14 protein-coding genes and 6 tRNA genes are annotated in these 17,333 nt (G+C 52.2%); 14 read left to right on the top strand and 6 right to left on the bottom strand.

Annotated elements, in window-relative coordinates; translation table 11 throughout:
• Positions 1-5: 5 nt before the first annotated feature.
• The gene (seqA, locus tag DD586_RS05860) at positions 6-542 is read right to left on the bottom strand and encodes a replication initiation negative regulator SeqA (RefSeq protein ID WP_012883888.1); all 537 of its coding nucleotides are present in this window, start codon (positions 540-542) and stop codon (positions 6-8) included.
• Between the two features lie 255 nt (positions 543-797).
• Here seqA and ybfF point away from each other — a divergent pair, with 255 nt between their 5' ends.
• A complete protein-coding gene (gene ybfF, locus DD586_RS05855) occupies positions 798-1,568 on the top strand; it encodes an esterase (protein ID WP_041164323.1) in 771 nt (256 codons plus the stop codon).
• A 284-nt stretch (positions 1,569-1,852) separates the two neighbouring features.
• Positions 1,853-2,134 (top strand): LexA regulated protein, encoded by a 282-nt coding sequence (gene ybfE / locus DD586_RS05850; protein ID WP_012883886.1) that lies wholly within the window; start codon positions 1,853-1,855, stop codon positions 2,132-2,134.
• 64 nt (positions 2,135-2,198) lie between these two features.
• Here the strand turns inward: ybfE and DD586_RS05845 are convergent, their stop codons facing one another.
• The gene (locus DD586_RS05845) at positions 2,199-3,887 is read right to left on the bottom strand and encodes a methyl-accepting chemotaxis protein (RefSeq protein ID WP_012883885.1); all 1,689 of its coding nucleotides are present in this window, start codon (positions 3,885-3,887) and stop codon (positions 2,199-2,201) included.
• 418 nt (positions 3,888-4,305) lie between these two features.
• Here DD586_RS05845 and fldA point away from each other — a divergent pair, with 418 nt between their 5' ends.
• Together fldA and fur are read left to right on the top strand one after the other, a co-directional pair.
• On the top strand, positions 4,306-4,833 hold the full coding sequence (gene fldA / locus DD586_RS05840; protein WP_012883884.1) for a flavodoxin FldA: 528 nt from the start codon (positions 4,306-4,308) through the stop codon (positions 4,831-4,833).
• A 421-nt stretch (positions 4,834-5,254) separates the two neighbouring features.
• Positions 5,255-5,701, top strand: coding sequence for a ferric iron uptake transcriptional regulator (gene fur, locus DD586_RS05835; protein ID WP_012770614.1), 447 nt, complete (start codon positions 5,255-5,257; stop codon positions 5,699-5,701).
• Between the two features lie 84 nt (positions 5,702-5,785).
• On the opposite strand, the gene glnS is transcribed toward fur, so the two are convergent.
• A complete protein-coding gene (gene glnS, locus DD586_RS05830) occupies positions 5,786-7,444 on the bottom strand; it encodes a glutamine--tRNA ligase (protein WP_012883883.1) in 1,659 nt (552 codons plus the stop codon).
• 167 nt (positions 7,445-7,611) lie between these two features.
• Complete coding sequence (gene nagE / locus DD586_RS05825; RefSeq protein WP_012883882.1) at positions 7,612-9,084, bottom strand: N-acetylglucosamine-specific PTS transporter subunit IIBC; 1,473 nt, start codon at positions 9,082-9,084, stop codon at positions 7,612-7,614.
• Between the two features lie 329 nt (positions 9,085-9,413).
• On the opposite strand from nagE, the gene nagB reads away from it, so the two are divergent.
• The 10 genes from nagB (at position 9,414) to DD586_RS05775 (ending at position 15,434) form a co-directional block, all read left to right on the top strand.
• Entirely contained in the window at positions 9,414-10,214 is an 801-nt protein-coding gene (gene nagB, locus DD586_RS05820) for a glucosamine-6-phosphate deaminase (protein WP_012883881.1), read from the top strand.
• Between the two features lie 22 nt (positions 10,215-10,236).
• Positions 10,237-11,388, top strand: a complete 1,152-nt coding sequence (gene nagA / locus DD586_RS05815) for an N-acetylglucosamine-6-phosphate deacetylase (RefSeq protein WP_012883880.1) — start codon at positions 10,237-10,239, stop codon at positions 11,386-11,388.
• Between the two features lie 29 nt (positions 11,389-11,417).
• Complete coding sequence (gene nagC / locus DD586_RS05810; protein ID WP_012883879.1) at positions 11,418-12,641, top strand: DNA-binding transcriptional regulator NagC; 1,224 nt, start codon at positions 11,418-11,420, stop codon at positions 12,639-12,641.
• 294 nt (positions 12,642-12,935) lie between these two features.
• Positions 12,936-14,600, top strand: coding sequence for an asparagine synthase B (gene asnB / locus DD586_RS05805; protein ID WP_012883878.1), 1,665 nt, complete (start codon positions 12,936-12,938; stop codon positions 14,598-14,600).
• Between the two features lie 218 nt (positions 14,601-14,818).
• Positions 14,819-14,895, top strand: a tRNA-Met gene (locus tag DD586_RS05800).
• 10 nt (positions 14,896-14,905) lie between these two features.
• Positions 14,906-14,990, top strand: a tRNA-Leu gene (locus tag DD586_RS05795).
• A 54-nt stretch (positions 14,991-15,044) separates the two neighbouring features.
• Positions 15,045-15,119, top strand: a tRNA-Gln gene (locus tag DD586_RS05790).
• 38 nt (positions 15,120-15,157) lie between these two features.
• Positions 15,158-15,232, top strand: a tRNA-Gln gene (locus DD586_RS05785).
• Between the two features lie 42 nt (positions 15,233-15,274).
• Positions 15,275-15,351: transfer RNA gene (locus tag DD586_RS05780), tRNA-Met, on the top strand.
• An 8-nt stretch (positions 15,352-15,359) separates the two neighbouring features.
• A tRNA-Gln gene (locus DD586_RS05775) sits at positions 15,360-15,434 on the top strand.
• A gap of 137 nt (positions 15,435-15,571) precedes the next feature.
• Here the strand turns inward: DD586_RS05775 and DD586_RS05770 are convergent.
• Together DD586_RS05770 and ubiF are read right to left on the bottom strand one after the other, a co-directional pair.
• Entirely contained in the window at positions 15,572-15,901 is a 330-nt protein-coding gene (locus DD586_RS05770) for a DMT family transporter (protein WP_012883877.1), read from the bottom strand.
• A 193-nt stretch (positions 15,902-16,094) separates the two neighbouring features.
• Positions 16,095-17,261 (bottom strand): 3-demethoxyubiquinol 3-hydroxylase, encoded by a 1,167-nt coding sequence (gene ubiF, locus DD586_RS05765; protein WP_012883876.1) that lies wholly within the window; start codon positions 17,259-17,261, stop codon positions 16,095-16,097.
• Between the last annotated feature and the right edge of the window lie 72 nt (positions 17,262-17,333).

Raw genomic sequence — 17,333 nt, 5'->3', positions numbered from 1 at the left:
GTGATTTAAATGGTGCCGCAAACTTTCTCTGTCAGCTCCGGCGGGAACTGCATCGCCAGCATGATGTCCTCGACCATGCTACGTTTACGACCGGTATTGGTATTAGTGATAACCCAGTAAGGCGTGCCTTCAATAGGGCGAGGTTTAGTCTGGGCGCCGTGCAGCAACAAGGTCTGCTCGTCAGCCGCAAAATAAACGCGGGTACGACCGTGCGACGACTCGGTGGCCGCCGCAAATTCTTCTGGCGATAAGCGATACAGGGTAGACAGCACCATCAGGAAACGATTGACTGCCCTACTCTGCTCGGCGTATTCGTCCGACAACAGTAACTCGCGCACGGTTCTTACCCGGTCACGCGGCGGCTGCACGGCAGCAGGCTGGGTGATTGTCGACTCCGTTGCCGGTGGTACCGCCACCGCCGCTGGCTGCGCGCTGCTGAACTTCAGCATGCGCCGTAAAATATCTGATGCACTCTCGCCGATATGCTGAGTGTGGCTGGCGATATAACGGTAAAGCTCGTCGTCGACCTCAATAGTTTTCATCTTTATCCAGTACTGTTTTATGTCTTTAATTAATCATCGGGAATTATACAGGCTATGCGCAACCCACGAACAGCAGCAGACAGCGCTGAGAACATATTCAGGATTATCCTGAACGTACCGCGCACATCCTGTACATGAACGCGACTTTCCGCCTGCTGCCCCGGTTGACGCTGCCTGAGAGAGTTTACCCTGCGGCGAAGCGACATGGTAAAGTCATGATACCCTAAGCCACTGTCTCTCTGAATGAACTTCACCATGAAATTGAATTATCGCTGGCAAAACGCACAATCCCCGCAAAATCAATTACCCGTTGTCCTCATTCATGGGCTATTCGGTAATCTGGATAACCTCGGCGTACTGGCACGCGATCTGCAAAAACATCACGATACCGTGCAAGTTGATCTGCGCAATCATGGGTTGTCGCCTCGCTCGTCAGAGATGACGTATCCGGCTATGGCGCAGGATGTGTGTGAACTGATTGACGAGCTGGGTCTGGAGCGTGTCATCCTGATAGGCCATTCGATGGGTGGAAAAGTGTCAATGGCTCTGACCGAACGGCTTGCCGCACGCATCGACCGCATCGTGGCAATTGATATTGCGCCGGTCGATTATCAGGTTCGTCGCCACGATAAGGTGTTTGCCGCTATTCGCGCCGTCAGCGACGCGGGCGTCACACAACGCTCACAGGCAGCGGAAATCATGCGGCCTCATCTGTCCGGCGAAGAAGGCGTGGTGCAATTTTTGCTGAAGTCATTTCAGCAAGGAGAGTGGCGTTTTAACGTACCGGTATTATGGGATCAGTACGAGCATATTGTCGGCTGGAAAGAGGTATCCCCCTGGACGGGCTCTATTCTGTTTATCCGTGGCAGTGAGTCGCCTTATCTGGACGATCGTTATCGCGACGACCTGGTGCGCCAGTTTCCTGCCGCTAGAGCCCATGTGGTCAGTGGTGCAGGCCACTGGGTACACGCGGAAAAACCCGACGCCGTACTGCGCGCCATCCACCGTTTTTTAGCCTCACATTAAGGCGCAACGAGACGATAGTCCGCCCGGCAGGCAAAGGGGTTGTCTTATAGCCTGATTTAATTAAGCCTTAATTGAGTCTTAGCCCCAGTAAACGTTGTCGCCACCGCAACGGCTGGGGTATTATGGCGCGCTCAGTATGAGGGATGGCTGTATGGCCACTTGCATCGTTAACCACATTTCATCAAAACGCGGCCTGAGTTGCTAAAAGCACCAGATAATCCCGGCGGTGAGCCTCCGAGATCAAACGCGGCGTTTTGGCCGAATTTCTTGCAGTACCATTAGTTATGGCAAAAGAACAAACGGATCGCACCACGCTGGATCTGTTCGCGAATGAGCGTCGGCCAGGGCGGCCGAAAACCAATCCGCTCTCGCGTGACGAACAGTTACGGATCAACAAGCGCAACCAGTTGCGGCGTGACAAAGTGCGGGGTCTTCGCCGTGTCGAGCTGAAAATTAACAGTGAAGCGGTAGAGATTCTCAATGCGCTAGCTGAACAAAAAAACATCAGCCGAAGTGAACTGATAGAACAGATGCTGCTGGCACAGTTGGCAGAACAACAAGACTAATACACGACTACAACACAACTACATAGTGCTGGCGTCATCCATGACGCCTGACGTCCTCAATACATCAGAACGTTTCCCAATTATCACTGCCTTTCTTCGCTGATGTCGCAGCAGGCAATGCTTTGGCAGCCGGGGCCGCCACGGCTTTAACCGGTGCCTGACGGTCGCGTCTTGGCGGCAGACCGGATGCCTGTTCTTCGGACAGACGGAATACAGATACCGCTTCGGTCAGCACCATCGCCTGTTCTTCCAGTGAGCGAGTCGCGGCAGAGGCCTCCTGCACCAGCGCGGCGTTCTGCTGAGTCACGCCATCCATTTCCGTGATCGCCAGGCCAGCCTGAGCGATACCTTTACTTTGCTCATCCGATGCGGTGGCGATTTCCGACATAATCTCGGTCACATTGGTTACCGCTTTCACAATCTCGCTCATGGTACTGCCTGCGTCAGCCACCAACGAGGAACCGTTATCCACGCAACGAACCGACTCGGCAATCAGATTTTCAATCTCTTTGGCCGCCTGCGCACTGCGTTGCGCCAGGCTTCTTACTTCACCGGCCACCACCGCGAATCCACGCCCCTGCTCACCAGCGCGAGCCGCTTCAACCGCTGCGTTCAACGCCAGAATGTTGGTCTGGAAAGCGATGCCATTAATGACACTGGTAATCTCAGCGATTTTCTTCGAACTACCGGAGATTTCCGCCATGGTTTTCACAACATTGTCGACCAGTGCCCCCCCCTTACTAGCCGTGGTAGAAGCCTGATGAGCCAGTTGGCTGGCGTGGCTGGCATTTTCCGCATTCTGTTTCACGGTCGATGTCAGCTGTTCCATACTGGCCGCACTTTCTTCCAATGCCGCTGCCTGCGACTCGGTACGGGCCGCCAGGTCGTTGTTGCCGGATGCAATTTCCGACACACCCTGATAAATGGAATCCGCACTGCTTCGAATGGTACTCACGGTGTTCGCCAGGCTGGTTTGCATATCGCGCAGCAGCGGGAACAGTTTACCTACGCAGTTGTTACCAAAATCCAGAATCGGTTTGCCAAGACGGCCAGCCGCAATCACCTGGAAGTGTTCACGCAGATCGTTGAGTGGGCGAGTCAAACACGCGACCAGATAGCGATCGGTCATAAACAGCATCAACAAACCAGCCACCAGCCCTGCCAACAAAATATTCTGTCCGACAGCAGTAATACTTTCCAACCGGTCGCCGGCATCGACGAACATCGTTGACCCGGCTTTGTTGAAGTTGGTGAACGAGACATTGAACTGACGACTGAAGGCGGGCACGATGTCTTTGGCATACTTGTCGTACTCATCGAACTTTTTGTCCACCGCACGCTGGTACATCGGCTCAACCCCTTGGGTAATCAGGTTGCTCCAGTCACGTGTTACCGCGTCCACCAGCTCCGGCGACATGCCGACATGATCAATCTTTTTGAAGGCTTCAAGGTTAGATTTCAGTAGATCCAGCGCAGCCTGTGATGATTTTTGCTGTTCATCTGCCTTCTGATCATCGCCACTCTGCCGATAATCAATCGCACGTGCCAGTCGGGTTACCATACGGAAATACTGGTCATTACCGGTATTAACCAAATTCATATTATTAACCAGCAAAGCACTGGTTTTAGATGTTTCGTTCATGGTTTTGAACGAATACATAGTGTAGAGCGAGACCGCAATCCATAACACACAGAAGATGCCAAGCACCCATAACATGGCAGTGCGAATGGCAATATTTTTTAGGAATTGCATAATTGACTCCATAAACGAGCTATTGATCGAGGAGGTAAGGCTTGTTTTGACTTATGTAATGAGAAAGTCTCTCGTTTTGTAAGAAACATTGCTGCACATTTACATTCAATAAAGCACCATGTTCCGTCATCGTCAAAACTATAAGAATATTTAGTCTTTTCTGTTTTTTTAAAAACTAATAAAAATTAGATATTTAACCAATTGCCCATATTTTCAGTTATCTGTGAGAATATCGTATTTAAAAAAAATTAAAAAAACATTAAGAAGGCGATTAAAAAAGAATCAATTAATTGTTTTTACAGCACGACTGCAGGCAGCCACAGATACACGTTTATCCGTCAGACAGTGTCTGCTATTATTAACGGATAGTGGGTGACGTAAGCACCATACCCTTAGGAATCAAGAGGTTATTTAATCTATGGCTCTCATAGGCATTTTTTTTGGCAGTGATACTGGTAATACCGAAAATATTGCTAAAACTATCCAGCAAAAACTGGGCAGCGACGTCGCCGAACTGCACGACATTGCCAAAAGCAGCAAAGAGGATCTGGAGCGCTTTGACATCCTGCTGCTGGGTATCCCGACCTGGTACTACGGCGAAGCACAATGTGACTGGGATGATTTCTTCCCAACCCTGGAAGAGATTGATTTTTCTGGAAAACTAGTAGCTATCTTTGGTTGCGGTGATCAGGAAGACTACGCAGAGTACTTCTGTGACGCCATGGGCACCATTCGCGACATCATCGAACCGCGCGGTGCAAACATCGTTGGTCACTGGCCAACAGAAGGCTACTACTTCGAAGCCTCAAAAGGCCTGGCGGATGACGATCACTTTATCGGCCTGGCTATTGATGAAGATCGCCAGCCAGAACTGACCGGCGAACGCGTATCCACCTGGGTCAAGCAAATCAGCGAAGAGCTGAATTTGAAAGCCTTACTGGCCTGATTCACCCGTGGCCCTGATGCACCGCTGGTGCCAATGTAGTCGGGGCCATATCACCATCGATAAGTAAACATCGATAGGTAAATCTCAACAGGTAAATCGATGGCTAAATCGATAATGAGAGCCATAGATAGATAAAACCTATCGCAATCAGTGATACATTTTTTTAACTTTTCATCCTGACAAGGTACAATGTCATTCGCTCAGCCGGATTATGTTTAATGATAAATCCTGGCGTACAATTTGTTCCTTATCGATAACTACTCTGAATACAGTACGTTAACCTGAACCATATTGTAAAAGTTCCGTAGTTTTCATTTCGATGGTGCGGTTCTATAATTGAGACACATGACCTTTTTTACGCCGACCGATGATACTAGGCTAATAGCCTCCCAGATAAAGCACGTAACAGGACTAAATCCGCATGACTGACAACAACACCGCATTAAAGAAGGCCGGCCTGAAAGTCACACTTCCACGACTGAAAATTTTGGAAGTCCTTCAGGATCCTCAATGCCACCACGTCAGCGCGGAAGACTTATACAAGAAGCTGATTGATATGGGGGAAGAGATTGGTTTGGCCACTGTCTACCGTGTGCTCAACCAGTTTGACGATGCTGGCATTGTCACCCGCCACAACTTCGAAGGTGGCAAATCCGTTTTCGAACTCACCCAGCAACACCACCATGATCATTTGATCTGTCTGGATTGCGGTCGGGTGATTGAATTCAGCGATGAGTCTATCGAAGCGCGCCAGCGTGAAATTTCCGAGAAGCATGGCATCAAGCTCACCAACCACAGTTTGTATCTGTATGGCCATTGCAGTAGCGGCGACTGCCGTGAAGACGACAACGCGCACGACGAACGCTGATTGAGCCTTCTCTATTAATTCTGAGCAAAAATAAAACCGCCGAGGCGGTTTTATTTTTATCTTAACGTCCCAATCAGGCAGCGATTAACCCGCCCAACTATCACGCAATCCCACCGTCCGGTTGAATACCAGATGATCAGGACGGGAATAAACGCGATCCGCGCAGAAATACCCTTCACGCTCAAACTGATAGGCTTTTTCGACCTCAGCATTACCCAAACTGGCTTCGACAAAGCCCTGAGCAATACTCAGTGAATCAGGATTGATGGTGGAGAGAAAATCCTCTGCTCCGCCAGGGTTAGCTATGCTAAACAGGCGATCATACAGACGGAACTGCGCTGGCAACGCGTGAGCAGCAGATACCCAGTGGATCACACCTTTCACTTTACGGCCGTCGGCCGGATCCTTGCTCAGGGTTTCCGTATCACAGCTGCAGTAAATCGTGGTGATCACACCCTGCTCGTCTTTATCAATGCGTTCAGCCTTAATGACATACGCATTACGCAGACGGACTTCTTTGCCCAGCACCAGACGTTTGTACTGCTTATTGGCTTCTTCACGAAAATCAGCGCGATCAATGTACACTTCGCGACTGAAGGCAACCTGTCGTGTTCCCATCTCTGGTTTATTCGGATGGTTGGGCATGCTCAGCCATTCTTCATGACCTTCCGGCAGGTTCTCAATTACCACTTTCACCGGATCCAGCACCGCCATCGCGCGTGGTGCATTTTCGTTGAGGTCATCACGAATGCACGACTCGAGGGCTGCCATTTCCACAGTGTTATCCTGTTTGGTCACACCAATACGGCGGCAGAACTCACGAATAGAAGCGGCGGTATAACCACGGCGGCGTAAACCAGAGATGGTCGGCATGCGCGGATCGTTCCAGCCTTCGACGATCTTCTCACTCACCAGTTGGTTCAGTTTCCGCTTGGACATGACCGCGTATTCCAGGTTCAGGCGGGAAAACTCGTACTGACGCGGGTGAGCAGGAATGGTGATATTATCCAGCACCCAGTCATACAGGCGACGGTTATCCTGAAACTCCAGCGTACACAGCGAATGTGTAATACCTTCCAGCGCATCGGAAATGCAGTGGGTGAAGTCATACATCGGGTAGATGCACCACTTATTGCCGGTCTGATGATGCTCGGCGAATTTGATGCGATACAGCACCGGGTCGCGCATCACGATAAATGGCGATGCCATGTCGATTTTAGCACGCAGGCAAGCAGCACCTTCGGCGAAACCGCCGTTGCGCATTTTTTCAAACAGCGCCATGTTCTCTTCAACGCTGCGATCGCGGTACGGGCTATTTTTGCCCGGAGAGGTCAGCGTGCCGCGGTATTCGCGAATCTGTTCCGGCGTCAGCTCATCGACATATGCCAACCCTTTATTGATCAGTTCAACAGCATACATGTGCAACTGATCAAAATAGTCCGACGAATAGCGAACATTGCCGCTCCAGGAAAAACCCAGCCACTGAACGTCATGTTTGATGGATTCAACGTACTCGATATCTTCTTTTACCGGGTTGGTATCATCAAAACGCAGGTTGCACTTGCCGTTGTAATCTTCAGCGATACCGAAGTTCAGGCAGATGGATTTAGCGTGGCCGATATGAAGATAGCCGTTCGGCTCTGGAGGAAAACGCGTCTGAATGCTGTCGTGTTTACCGGTAGCCAGATCTTCATCAATGATCTGACGAATAAAGTTGGTTGGGCGGGCTTCAGCCTCACTCATGCTTGGTTCCTCAAATGCGAAAAAACAACCCTTAACCACTAATGATCCAACAAGCCACGCTGGGAAACAACCGTTTGTTTCATGAAAATTCAAGATAAAAAAACGGAGCGTGCTTGCAGGCGCGCTCCGTTTATCGATATCAGACGGCGATAATGACGCCAGCCGAATTATTCCTGTGAAACCTCACGCAAGGCGGCGGCGATATTCTCCGCCTGAGTGCCAACCACAATCTGCACGCTTTGCTTATTGAGACGAATCACACCCGCGGCCCCTAACTGACGTGCCGCTGATTCGTCCACCAGGCTCGAATCCTTCACGCTCAGGCGCAAGCGAGTGATACAAGCGTCGATGCCGGTCAGGTTGTCTTTACCGCCGATGGCCTGCAAATACCCTTTCGCTACCGATTGGGCATTACCCGCAGGAGCGGTTACCTCAGTTGAAGTCTGTGTTGTCGCAGCGGCTTCACGTCCCGGCGTCATCAGGTTAAATCGGGTAATGGTAAAGCGGAACACCACATAATAAATGGCGAAGAACACCACTCCCTGGAGCAGCAACATATACCAATGTGTCGCCAGTGGGTTGCGCGTAGAAAGCACCAGGTCCACCAAACCAGCACTGAAACCAAAACCGGCAATCCAGTGCATGCTGGCAGCGATGAATACGGAAATCCCGGTCAACACGGCGTGCAGTACATACAGCACAGGCGCGACAAACATGAAGGAGAATTCCAGCGGTTCGGTAATGCCGGTGAAGAAGGCTGCAAACGCCGCCGCCACCATAATCCCCGCCACCCGGCTACGATTTTCAGGACGCGCACAGTGATAAATCGCCAGCGCCGCGCCCGGCAAACCAAACATCATGATCGGGAAGAAACCGGCCTGATAACGCCCGGTAATGCCCGGAATCGCTTTGCCAGCATCAATCGCCTGCTGCCCGCTCAGGAAATTGGGGATATCGTTAATGCCCGCCACATCGAACCAGAACACTGAATTCAGTGCATGATGCAACCCGACCGGAATCAACAGGCGGTTAAAGAAGGCATAGATACCAGCACCCACCGACCCCATTTGCTGGATATGTTCGCCAAAGGACACCAGCGCGTTATAAATCACCGGCCAGACGTACATCAGCACAAACGCCACCACAATCATCAGCACTGATACCAGAATCGGCACCAGTCGGCGACCGTTGAAGAAAGAGAGCGCTTTAGGCAATTCAACCTGGCTGTAGCGGTTATACAACTCGGCGGAAATCACGCCGACCAGGATACCGATGAATTGGTTTTCAATCTTACTGAATGCCTTGGGTACCTCTGCCAGCGGGATATGTTGAATCATTGATACCGCCGCAGGCGAGCACAGCGTAGTCAACACCAGATAACCGACAAACCCGGACAGCGCCGCCGCGCCGTCTTTATCCTTAGACATACCGTAAGCGACACCAACAGCAAACAATACCGCCATATGCTCGATAATCGCCGCGCCAGACTTGATCAACAATGCCGCCAGCGCGCTTTCGCTCCCCCAGCCAACCGGGTCTATCCAGTACCCTACCCCCATCAGGATGGCGGCTGCAGGTAATGTAGCGACCGGCACCATCAACGCACGGCCTACTTTTTGTAAATAACCGAGTGTACTCACCTTCCCCTCTCTTTCCCTTACGGGCAATAAAATTGTCTGTCAGCCTTGTTACCAAATCACCCGCCAGCCATGTGGGCCTGACCAGAGTGCCAAAAAAATAATTCGCCACGCAAATTAATAACCATGATTATGTGATAATAGTCACCACAAACGCACATATTAAAAGTTTATGGCGCTGCATTAACACAACTTATTTCAAGACTAAAAAAAACACGCTACACTACCCCCCAGATAAACACCGACACATCGCATCGGCATATTACCTGGCAGCCAATCTATCTGGCTGCGACTACCCGATGATAGCTAACCGATTGCCAGAGGAGAGCACCATGAGACTGATTCCACTAACGACCCCCGCCGAGGTTGGCAAATGGGCCGCCCGCTATATTGTCGAGCGCATCAATGCTTTCAACCCGACGGCAGAACGCCCGTTCGTGCTCGGTCTGCCAACCGGCAGCTCGCCGCTGGAAGCTTACAAAGCGCTGATTGCGCTTTACAAAGCAGGCCAGGTCAGCTTTAAGCATGTTGTTACTTTCAACATGGATGAATACGTCGGACTACCGGCGGACCACCCGGAAAGCTACCGCACCTTTATGTACCAGAATTTTTTCAATCACGTTGATATTCCGGAAGGAAACATTAACCTGTTGAATGGCAACGCGGAAGATATCGCGGCTGAGTGTCAGCGTTATGAAGAAAAAATCAAGTCTTACGGCAAGATTCATCTGTTCATGGGCGGCGTCGGCAACGATGGTCATATCGCTTTTAACGAACCGGCGTCTTCTCTGGTATCCCGTACCCGTATCAAAACGCTGACGGAAGAGACCCGTATCGCCAATTCCCGTTTCTTCGACGGCGACGTCAGCCAGGTGCCTAAATATGCCCTGACAGTCGGCGTGGGTACGCTGTTGGATGCAGAAGAAGTGATGATTCTGGTTAGCGGCCGTCATAAGGCGCAGGCGCTTCAGGCGGCGGTAGAAGGTAACGTGAATCACATGTGGACCATCAGTTGCCTGCAATTGCACGCTAAAGCGCTGATGGTGTGCGATGAGCCTTCCACCATGGAATTAAAAGTGAAGACCGTGAAATATTTCCGCGAGCTGGAAGCTGAAAATATCAAAAATCTGTAATCGGTGAGCCAGGAGCTTAGAGATGTTCGCTTTAATCAATGGTCGTGTTTTTACCGGCCACCAGATCCTTGACGGTTATGCCGTCGTCGTCACCGATGGACTGATCGAGGCGGTATGCCCGGCACATGAACTGCCTGACACCCTGCCCCGGCGTGATCTTGCTGGTGCGCTACTGGCCCCTGGCTTTATCGACCTGCAATTGAATGGTTGCGGCGGCGTTCAGTTCAATGACGCACTAAGCAGCCTTTGTGTCCAAACGCTGGAAACCATGCAGAAGGCCAACGAAAAATCCGGCTGCACCAGTTTCTTACCGACGCTTATCACCTCTTCTGATGAATTCATGCACCACAGCATCGGCGTAATGCGTGCCTGGCTTGCTCAGCACCGCCATCAGGCGCTGGGGTTGCATCTGGAAGGCCCGTGGCTTAACCCGATAAAAAAAGGCACCCACGACGCCAGTTTTATCCGCCAGCCGGACGATGAGCTGGTGGCTTATCTGTGTGACAATGCCGATGTCATTAGCAAGATCACGCTGGCTCCCGAAATGGTGCCAGGCAACGTGATAAGGCAATTGAGCGATGCGGGCATCGTCGTATCCGCCGGGCACTCTCATGCCACCTGGGAACAAGCTAAACAGGGTTTTGCCGCCGGTATCCGCTTTGCTACCCACCTGTTTAACGCCATGCCCCCCATTACCGGCCGGGAACCCGGTCTGGTCGGCGCCGTCTACGACGCCCCGGAGGTCTATTGCGGCATTATTGCCGACGGCCATCATGTCAGTTGGGCGACTATCCGCAACAGTAAACGCATCAAGGGCGACAAACTGGTGCTGGTCACCGACGCGACGGCACCCGCGGGTTCCACTATCGACCAGTTCACATTTGCCGGTAAAACCATATACTACCGCGACGGCATCTGTGTGGATGAGAACGGCACCCTGAGCGGTTCGGCTCTCACTATGATCGACGCCGTGCGCAATTGCGTAGAACACGCGGGTATCGCTCTGGATGAGGCGCTGAGAATGGCGACGCTCTATCCGGCAAGAGCCATCGGCGAAGCAAGCCGACTGGGAAGCATTGAAACAGGAAAAGTGGCAAACCTGACGGCGTTTACCCGCGATTTTGACATCCTCAGTACGTTTGTGAATGGTGAAGAAGTCTTTCGCAAATCGTAAGCGTATTGCATCGACACGAGTAACGCGTCATGACCACAGGCGGACAAACCCAGATAGGGAATATCGATCTGGTTAAACAACTCAACAGTGCGGTCGTGTACCGCCTGATTGACCAGCAAGGCCCTATCTCCCGAATTCAGATTTCAGAACAGAGCCAGCTTGCTCCCGCCAGCGTCACCAAAATTACCCGCCAGTTGCTGGAGCGCGGTCTTATCAAGGAAGTGGATCAGCAGGCATCAACCGGTGGTCGTCGCGCTATTTCCATCATTTCCGAAACTCGACCGTTTCATACCGTGGCGGTGCGACTCGGCCGCCACGATGCCACCCTCGCCTTATACGATTTACAGGGCAAACGGCTGGAAGAAGAGCACTGCAACCTGCCGGAAAACACGCAGGAAGCGCTGGAAAACGCCTTATTCACCGTTATCGATCAGTTCATCACCCGCCATCAGCGCCGAATCCGCGAATTAATCGCGATTTCAGTGGTGTTACCGGGGTTGGTCGACCCGATTGCCGGTGTAGTGCGTTATATGCCGCATATCAGCGTGGATAACTGGCCGCTGGTTGACAACCTTGAACAGCGTTTCAACGTACACAGTTTTGTTGGTCACGATATCCGCAGCCTGGCATTGGCTGAACACTATTTTGGCGCCACCCGCGACTGTCAGGATTCGCTGCTGGTAAGGGTCCATCGCGGCGTAGGCGCCGGTATTCTCGTCAACGGCAAAATCTTCCTTGGCAGTAACAGCAATGTGGGGGAGATAGGTCACATCCAGATCGATCCCTTGGGTGACCGCTGCCACTGCGGTAACTTTGGTTGCCTTGAAACGGTAGTATCCAACGGTGCGCTGGAACAGCGGGTACGGCATCTACTGCAACAAGGCTTCCCCAGCAAGCTGACGCTTGATGACTGCCAGATTGCCGCCATCTGTAAAGCGGCAGTCAAAGGCGATCGCCTGGCCAAAGAACTGATCGAAGCTGCCGGACAGCAGTTGGGCAAGGCCATCGCGATTGCCGTTAACCTGTTCAATCCACAACGGGTCGTTATCGCCGGTGAAATTACCGCCGCAGACAAAATTCTGTTACCTGCCATTGAGCGTTGCATCAATACGCAGGTGCTAAAAGACTTCCGGCAAAATCTGCCCGTCGTCGTTTCCGAATTACAGCATTTATCTGCCATCGGCGCTTTTGCGCTGGTAAAACGTGCCATGCTTAATGGTGTCTTGCTGCAACGTCTGCTTGAAAATCAGTAGGTTTTGGTTTTTGCTATAAGGCCGGATTATGAGATCGCTAAAAATCCGGCCTCTCTCTTCAGGTATCGTGAATAAACCACAATAAATCACGCAAAAAATTACACATTCACCATCACAATGGCTTTTTTCATTAAATGATATTGAATTAGCATCCCCTTTTGATGCTAAATCAGTGTTACCGACACGGCGGCGACCGACCCACAGCAATACCATACGGCAAGGAAAACCGCTGCTTACCGCCATACACTTTGACAGTTTTCACGTTGTGATGCGTGAATAAAGGGAGCCTTTGGTATGTGTTCTATTTTTGGTGTGCTTGATCTGAAAACTGACCCGGTTGAACTGCGTAAAAAAGCGCTGGAGTTGTCCCGTCTGATGCGCCATCGCGGTCCGGACTGGTCCGGTGTTTATGCCAGCGACAAAGCCATTCTGGCGCATGAGCGCCTGTCTATTGTCGACGTCAATACCGGTGCACAGCCCCTCTACAACCAGGCGCACACCCACGTTCTGGCCGTGAACGGTGAAATTTATAACCATCAGGCTCTGCGTCAGCAATATGGCGACCGTTATCAGTTCCAGACCGGTTCCGACTGTGAAGTGATTCTGGCGTTGTACCAGGAAAAAGGGCCGGAATTCCTGGACGAACTGCGCGGTATGTTCGCCTTCGCGCTATATGACAGCGAAAAAGACGCTTACCTGATCGGCCGCGACCACCTGGGCATCATCCCGCTGTACATGGGTTACGACGAGCACGGCAACTTTTATGTCGCCTCTGAAATGAAAGCGCTGGTGCCAGTGTGCCGCACTATCAAGGAATTCCCGGCAGGTAGCTACCTGTGGAGTCAGGACGGCGAAATTCGTGAATACTATCGCCGTGACTGGTTCGAATACGACAACGTAAAAGATAATGTCACCGACGCCGACGAACTGCGTGAAGCACTGGAAGAGTCAGTGAAAAGCCACCTGATGTCCGATGTACCCTATGGCGTATTGCTGTCCGGTGGTCTGGATTCGTCCGTCATTTCCGCCATCACCAAGAAATTCGCGGCTCGCCGCGTGGAAGATGACGAGCGCAGCGAAGCCTGGTGGCCGCAGCTTCACTCATTCGCTGTTGGACTGGAAGGCGCGCCTGACCTGAAAGCGGCACGTGATGTTGCCGAACACCTCGGCACTGTGCACCACGAAATCCATTTCACGGTACAAGAAGGTCTGGACGCTATCCGCGACGTGATTTATCACATCGAAACCTATGATGTCACGACCATCCGCGCCTCAACGCCGATGTACCTGATGTCACGTAAAATCAAAGCAATGGGCATCAAGATGGTGCTGTCCGGTGAAGGTTCGGACGAAGTCTTCGGCGGCTATCTCTACTTCCACAAAGCGCCGAACGCGAAAGAACTCCATGAAGAAACTGTGCGTAAATTGCTGGCTCTGCATCAGTATGACTGCGCCCGCGCGAATAAAGCGATGTCGGCCTGGGGTGTTGAAGCACGCGTGCCGTTCCTGGATAAGAAATTCCTGGACGTCGCCATGCGTATCAACCCGAAAGACAAAATGTGCGGTAACGGCAAAATGGAAAAACACATTCTGCGTGAATGTTTCGAATCCTATCTGCCGCACAGCGTGGCCTGGCGCCAGAAAGAGCAGTTCTCCGACGGTGTCGGCTACAGCTGGATCGATACGCTCAAAGAAGTGGCCGCTAAACAGGTTACCGACCAACAACTGGAAACCGCACACTTCCGTTTCCCGTACAACACGCCGACCAGCAAAGAAGGCTACCTGTACCGCGAAATTTTTGAAGAACTGTTCCCGGTTCCAAGTGCGGCTGAATGCGTCCCAGGCGGCCCGTCAGTAGCCTGTTCGTCAGCTAAAGCCATTGAATGGGATGAATCCTTCAAAAAGATGGATGACCCGTCAGGCCGTGCCGTCGGCGTGCACCAATCCGCCTACCAATAACCCGCTTTATTTTACTGTTTTAAACGGGCCAATCGCGGCCCGTTTTTCTTATGGAATGCCGTTAAAAGTCTGCTTTCTGACGCTTTTCTCACCAGACTGTTCATAAGCCAAACAAACAATTCGAATACGCCGTTTTTAGGGAAAAAATGTGTTGACGCCAAAAGGCCAACTCAGCATAATGCGCCCCGCAACGCCGATGAAGGTGACGCGGAAAAGATGGCTACGTAGCTCAGCTGGTTAGAGCACAGCACTCATAATGCTGGGGTCACAGGTTCGATTCCCGTCGTAGCCACCATTTTTTCCCTGCGGGAGTGGCGAAATTGGTAGACGCACCAGATTTAGGTTCTGGCGCCGCAAGGTGTGCGAGTTCAAGTCTCGCCTCCCGCACCATTATCTTCATCGGTGTGAAAACCGAAAGCGTCAGCTCGGGTTGCAACAATTTTTTGGGGTATCGCCAAGCGGTAAGGCAGCGGGTTTTGATCCCGCCACTCCCAGGTTCGAATCCTGGTACCCCAGCCAGATAGTTAGTGAGACACATCTTACGATGTGCACCCTGTTGGGGTATCGCCAAGCGGTAAGGCAGCGGATTCTGATTCCGCCATCCCGAGGTTCGAATCCTCGTACCCCAGCCATTTTCAGTCACGAAGCCTCTGGCTTTTGACAGTGCAGTATTTGGCTACGTAGCTCAGCTGGTTAGAGCACAGCACTCATAATGCTGGGGTCACAGGTTCGATTCCCGTCGTAGCCACCACATTAAATTGGGGTATCGCCAAGCGGTAAGGCAGCGGATTCTGATTCCGCCATTCCGAGGTTCGAATCCTCGTACCCCAGCCATACAGAAAAGCCCGTTTATCGGGCTTTTTCTTTTTTATCCGCCATCCCTTGTACCTTATCCTGCTCGCCGTGCCGCATACGAACTCCATTGCGGTTACAAACCTGGCACCAACCTGTTGTTGGCACCGGCTTGGTTATCAATGCGCGACGGTATTGGAAAACAGGTTAATGACCGCAACCCCGGCAATAATTAACGCCATTCCCAACACCGCAGGCCAATCCAGCCGTTGGCCGTAAAAAACCCAGCTTACTGCAGCGATCAATACAATGCCGACACCGGACCAAATGGCGTAAATCACACCGGTCGGCAACACCCGCATCGAAATGGTCAGGCAGTAAAACGCAATCGCGTAAAACACTACCGTCACCGCGCTCGGCACTAGCCGGGTAAAACTCTCCGACAGTTTGAGTGCCGTCGTTGCTATCACTTCCGAGACAATTGCCAGACAAAGAAATACGTAAGTCATCAGTTTTGCTACCCAAAGATGAGGCTTTCACCACAAAAACCGCGATACTGCGGAATAACACATGATACAGACCAGCACATTATTGCCGACACATCGTCAATACCGCATCACTGTAATGGTGCGGCATGAAAGCGATATGAAAGCGATATGACGGCGAAAAGAGAATCCCCGGATACGCCTATACCGCCGCTAGCTATAGCCCTAATGCATACCGCAACGCCTGCTGTTTCAGTTTCCCGGCACGTTGCGCCGCCATCAGCGCCAGATTACGCGCCAGCTCAAGCGGTGGCAGACGGTTACTGAACGCGCCGTAAAACAGATCCATGCCGCTTTGCATCAACAGATTGTCGGGTTTACGCCGCCGTTGATAACGCTGCAACACCGGCTCGCCGTACCAGACCTCGCCGTCATCGCGAGCCTGAATCACCACATCCATCAGTGTGGAAACATCGCGATACCCCAAATTCACCCCCTGCCCGGCCAGCGGGTTGATGGTATGGGCAGCATCGCCAATCAGGGCTAACCCCGGCAACACATACTGCTGAGCATGGCGGCGCACCAGCGGGAACGCGCCGACGGCAACGGCATTGACCGCCCCCAGTCGCTCAGGAAACGCTTCGGCAATAGCCTTATTGAGTTGAGGAAGCGACATCGCCTGTAACTGGCGAATACGCTGCGGGCTGTCGTACCACACCAGCGAGCACCAACCGTCAAACAGCGGCAGAAACGCACGTGGCCCGGACGGTGTAAATCGCTGCCAGGTCGCATCCTGCTGTGGGCCTGCCATTTCAGCGCTGATCAGCATGCAGGACTGGCGATATTGCCAGCCGGTAATACCAATACCCGCCCACTGTCGAATGCGCGAATTAGCGCCATCCGCACCAATCACCAGCGATGCGGACAGGCTCTCGCCCTGCTCGCTGGTAAGCCACCATTGGTCGTCCTCACGGTGCAAACGTTGTAGTTGCCACGGGCACAACAACGTTACGCCTGAAGTCTTCTCCAGTTCCTGCCATAGCGCCAGTTGCAACACCCGGTTTTCCACCATGAACCCCAGCTCAGATAACCCAAGGTCTGCCGCATCAAACCCCACATGCGCGTTGTCCCATTCCCAGGTTTCAAGCCGTCGGTATGGCGCGCTACGCATCTGCTCAACGTTCTGCCATACGCCCAGACGCTCAAGCAATCGGACCGATGCCTGACCGATTGCCGAGACGCGCACATCCGGCGCACTGCCCACGACAAACGGTGGTGGTGCCTCCTGCTCCAGTACCGCCACCTGAAAACCTCGTTGTGCCAGGCCCAACGCAGCGGCGGCACCGACCATGCCACCGCCTACAATTACCGCATCATAGTGCATACCCGCCCCACTGTTTCTGCTGCGCAGTTCAGTCAAAGCACCTGCGCCAGAAAGACAAAAGATGTCGATAGT

It is taken from the genome of Dickeya parazeae Ech586 (assembly GCF_000025065.1).
GTDB classification, from domain to species: Bacteria; Pseudomonadota; Gammaproteobacteria; order Enterobacterales; family Enterobacteriaceae; genus Dickeya; species Dickeya zeae.
This window is presented reverse-complemented; position numbering and strand designations above follow the sequence as displayed.

Bases quoted from the DNA above. Each gene is read 5' to 3' on its own strand.
- seqA (WP_012883888.1), bottom strand. From the start codon at position 542: ATGAAAACTATTGAGGTCGACGACGAGCTTTACCGTTATATCGCCAGC.
- nagC (WP_012883879.1), top strand. From the start codon at position 11,418: ATGACCACAGGCGGACAAACCCAGATAGGGAATATCGATCTGGTTAAA.
- fldA (WP_012883884.1), top strand. From the start codon at position 4,306: ATGGCTCTCATAGGCATTTTTTTTGGCAGTGATACTGGTAATACCGAA.
- ybfE (WP_012883886.1), top strand. From the start codon at position 1,853: ATGGCAAAAGAACAAACGGATCGCACCACGCTGGATCTGTTCGCGAAT.
- DD586_RS05845 (WP_012883885.1), bottom strand. From the start codon at position 3,887: ATGCAATTCCTAAAAAATATTGCCATTCGCACTGCCATGTTATGGGTG.
- nagA (WP_012883880.1), top strand. From the start codon at position 10,237: ATGTTCGCTTTAATCAATGGTCGTGTTTTTACCGGCCACCAGATCCTT.
- nagB (WP_012883881.1), top strand. From the start codon at position 9,414: ATGAGACTGATTCCACTAACGACCCCCGCCGAGGTTGGCAAATGGGCC.
- ybfF (WP_041164323.1), top strand. From the start codon at position 798: ATGAAATTGAATTATCGCTGGCAAAACGCACAATCCCCGCAAAATCAA.
- glnS (WP_012883883.1), bottom strand. From the start codon at position 7,444: ATGAGTGAGGCTGAAGCCCGCCCAACCAACTTTATTCGTCAGATCATT.
- fur (WP_012770614.1), top strand. From the start codon at position 5,255: ATGACTGACAACAACACCGCATTAAAGAAGGCCGGCCTGAAAGTCACA.
- asnB (WP_012883878.1), top strand. From the start codon at position 12,936: ATGTGTTCTATTTTTGGTGTGCTTGATCTGAAAACTGACCCGGTTGAA.
- DD586_RS05770 (WP_012883877.1), bottom strand. From the start codon at position 15,901: ATGACTTACGTATTTCTTTGTCTGGCAATTGTCTCGGAAGTGATAGCA.
- ubiF (WP_012883876.1), bottom strand. From the start codon at position 17,261: ATGCACTATGATGCGGTAATTGTAGGCGGTGGCATGGTCGGTGCCGCC.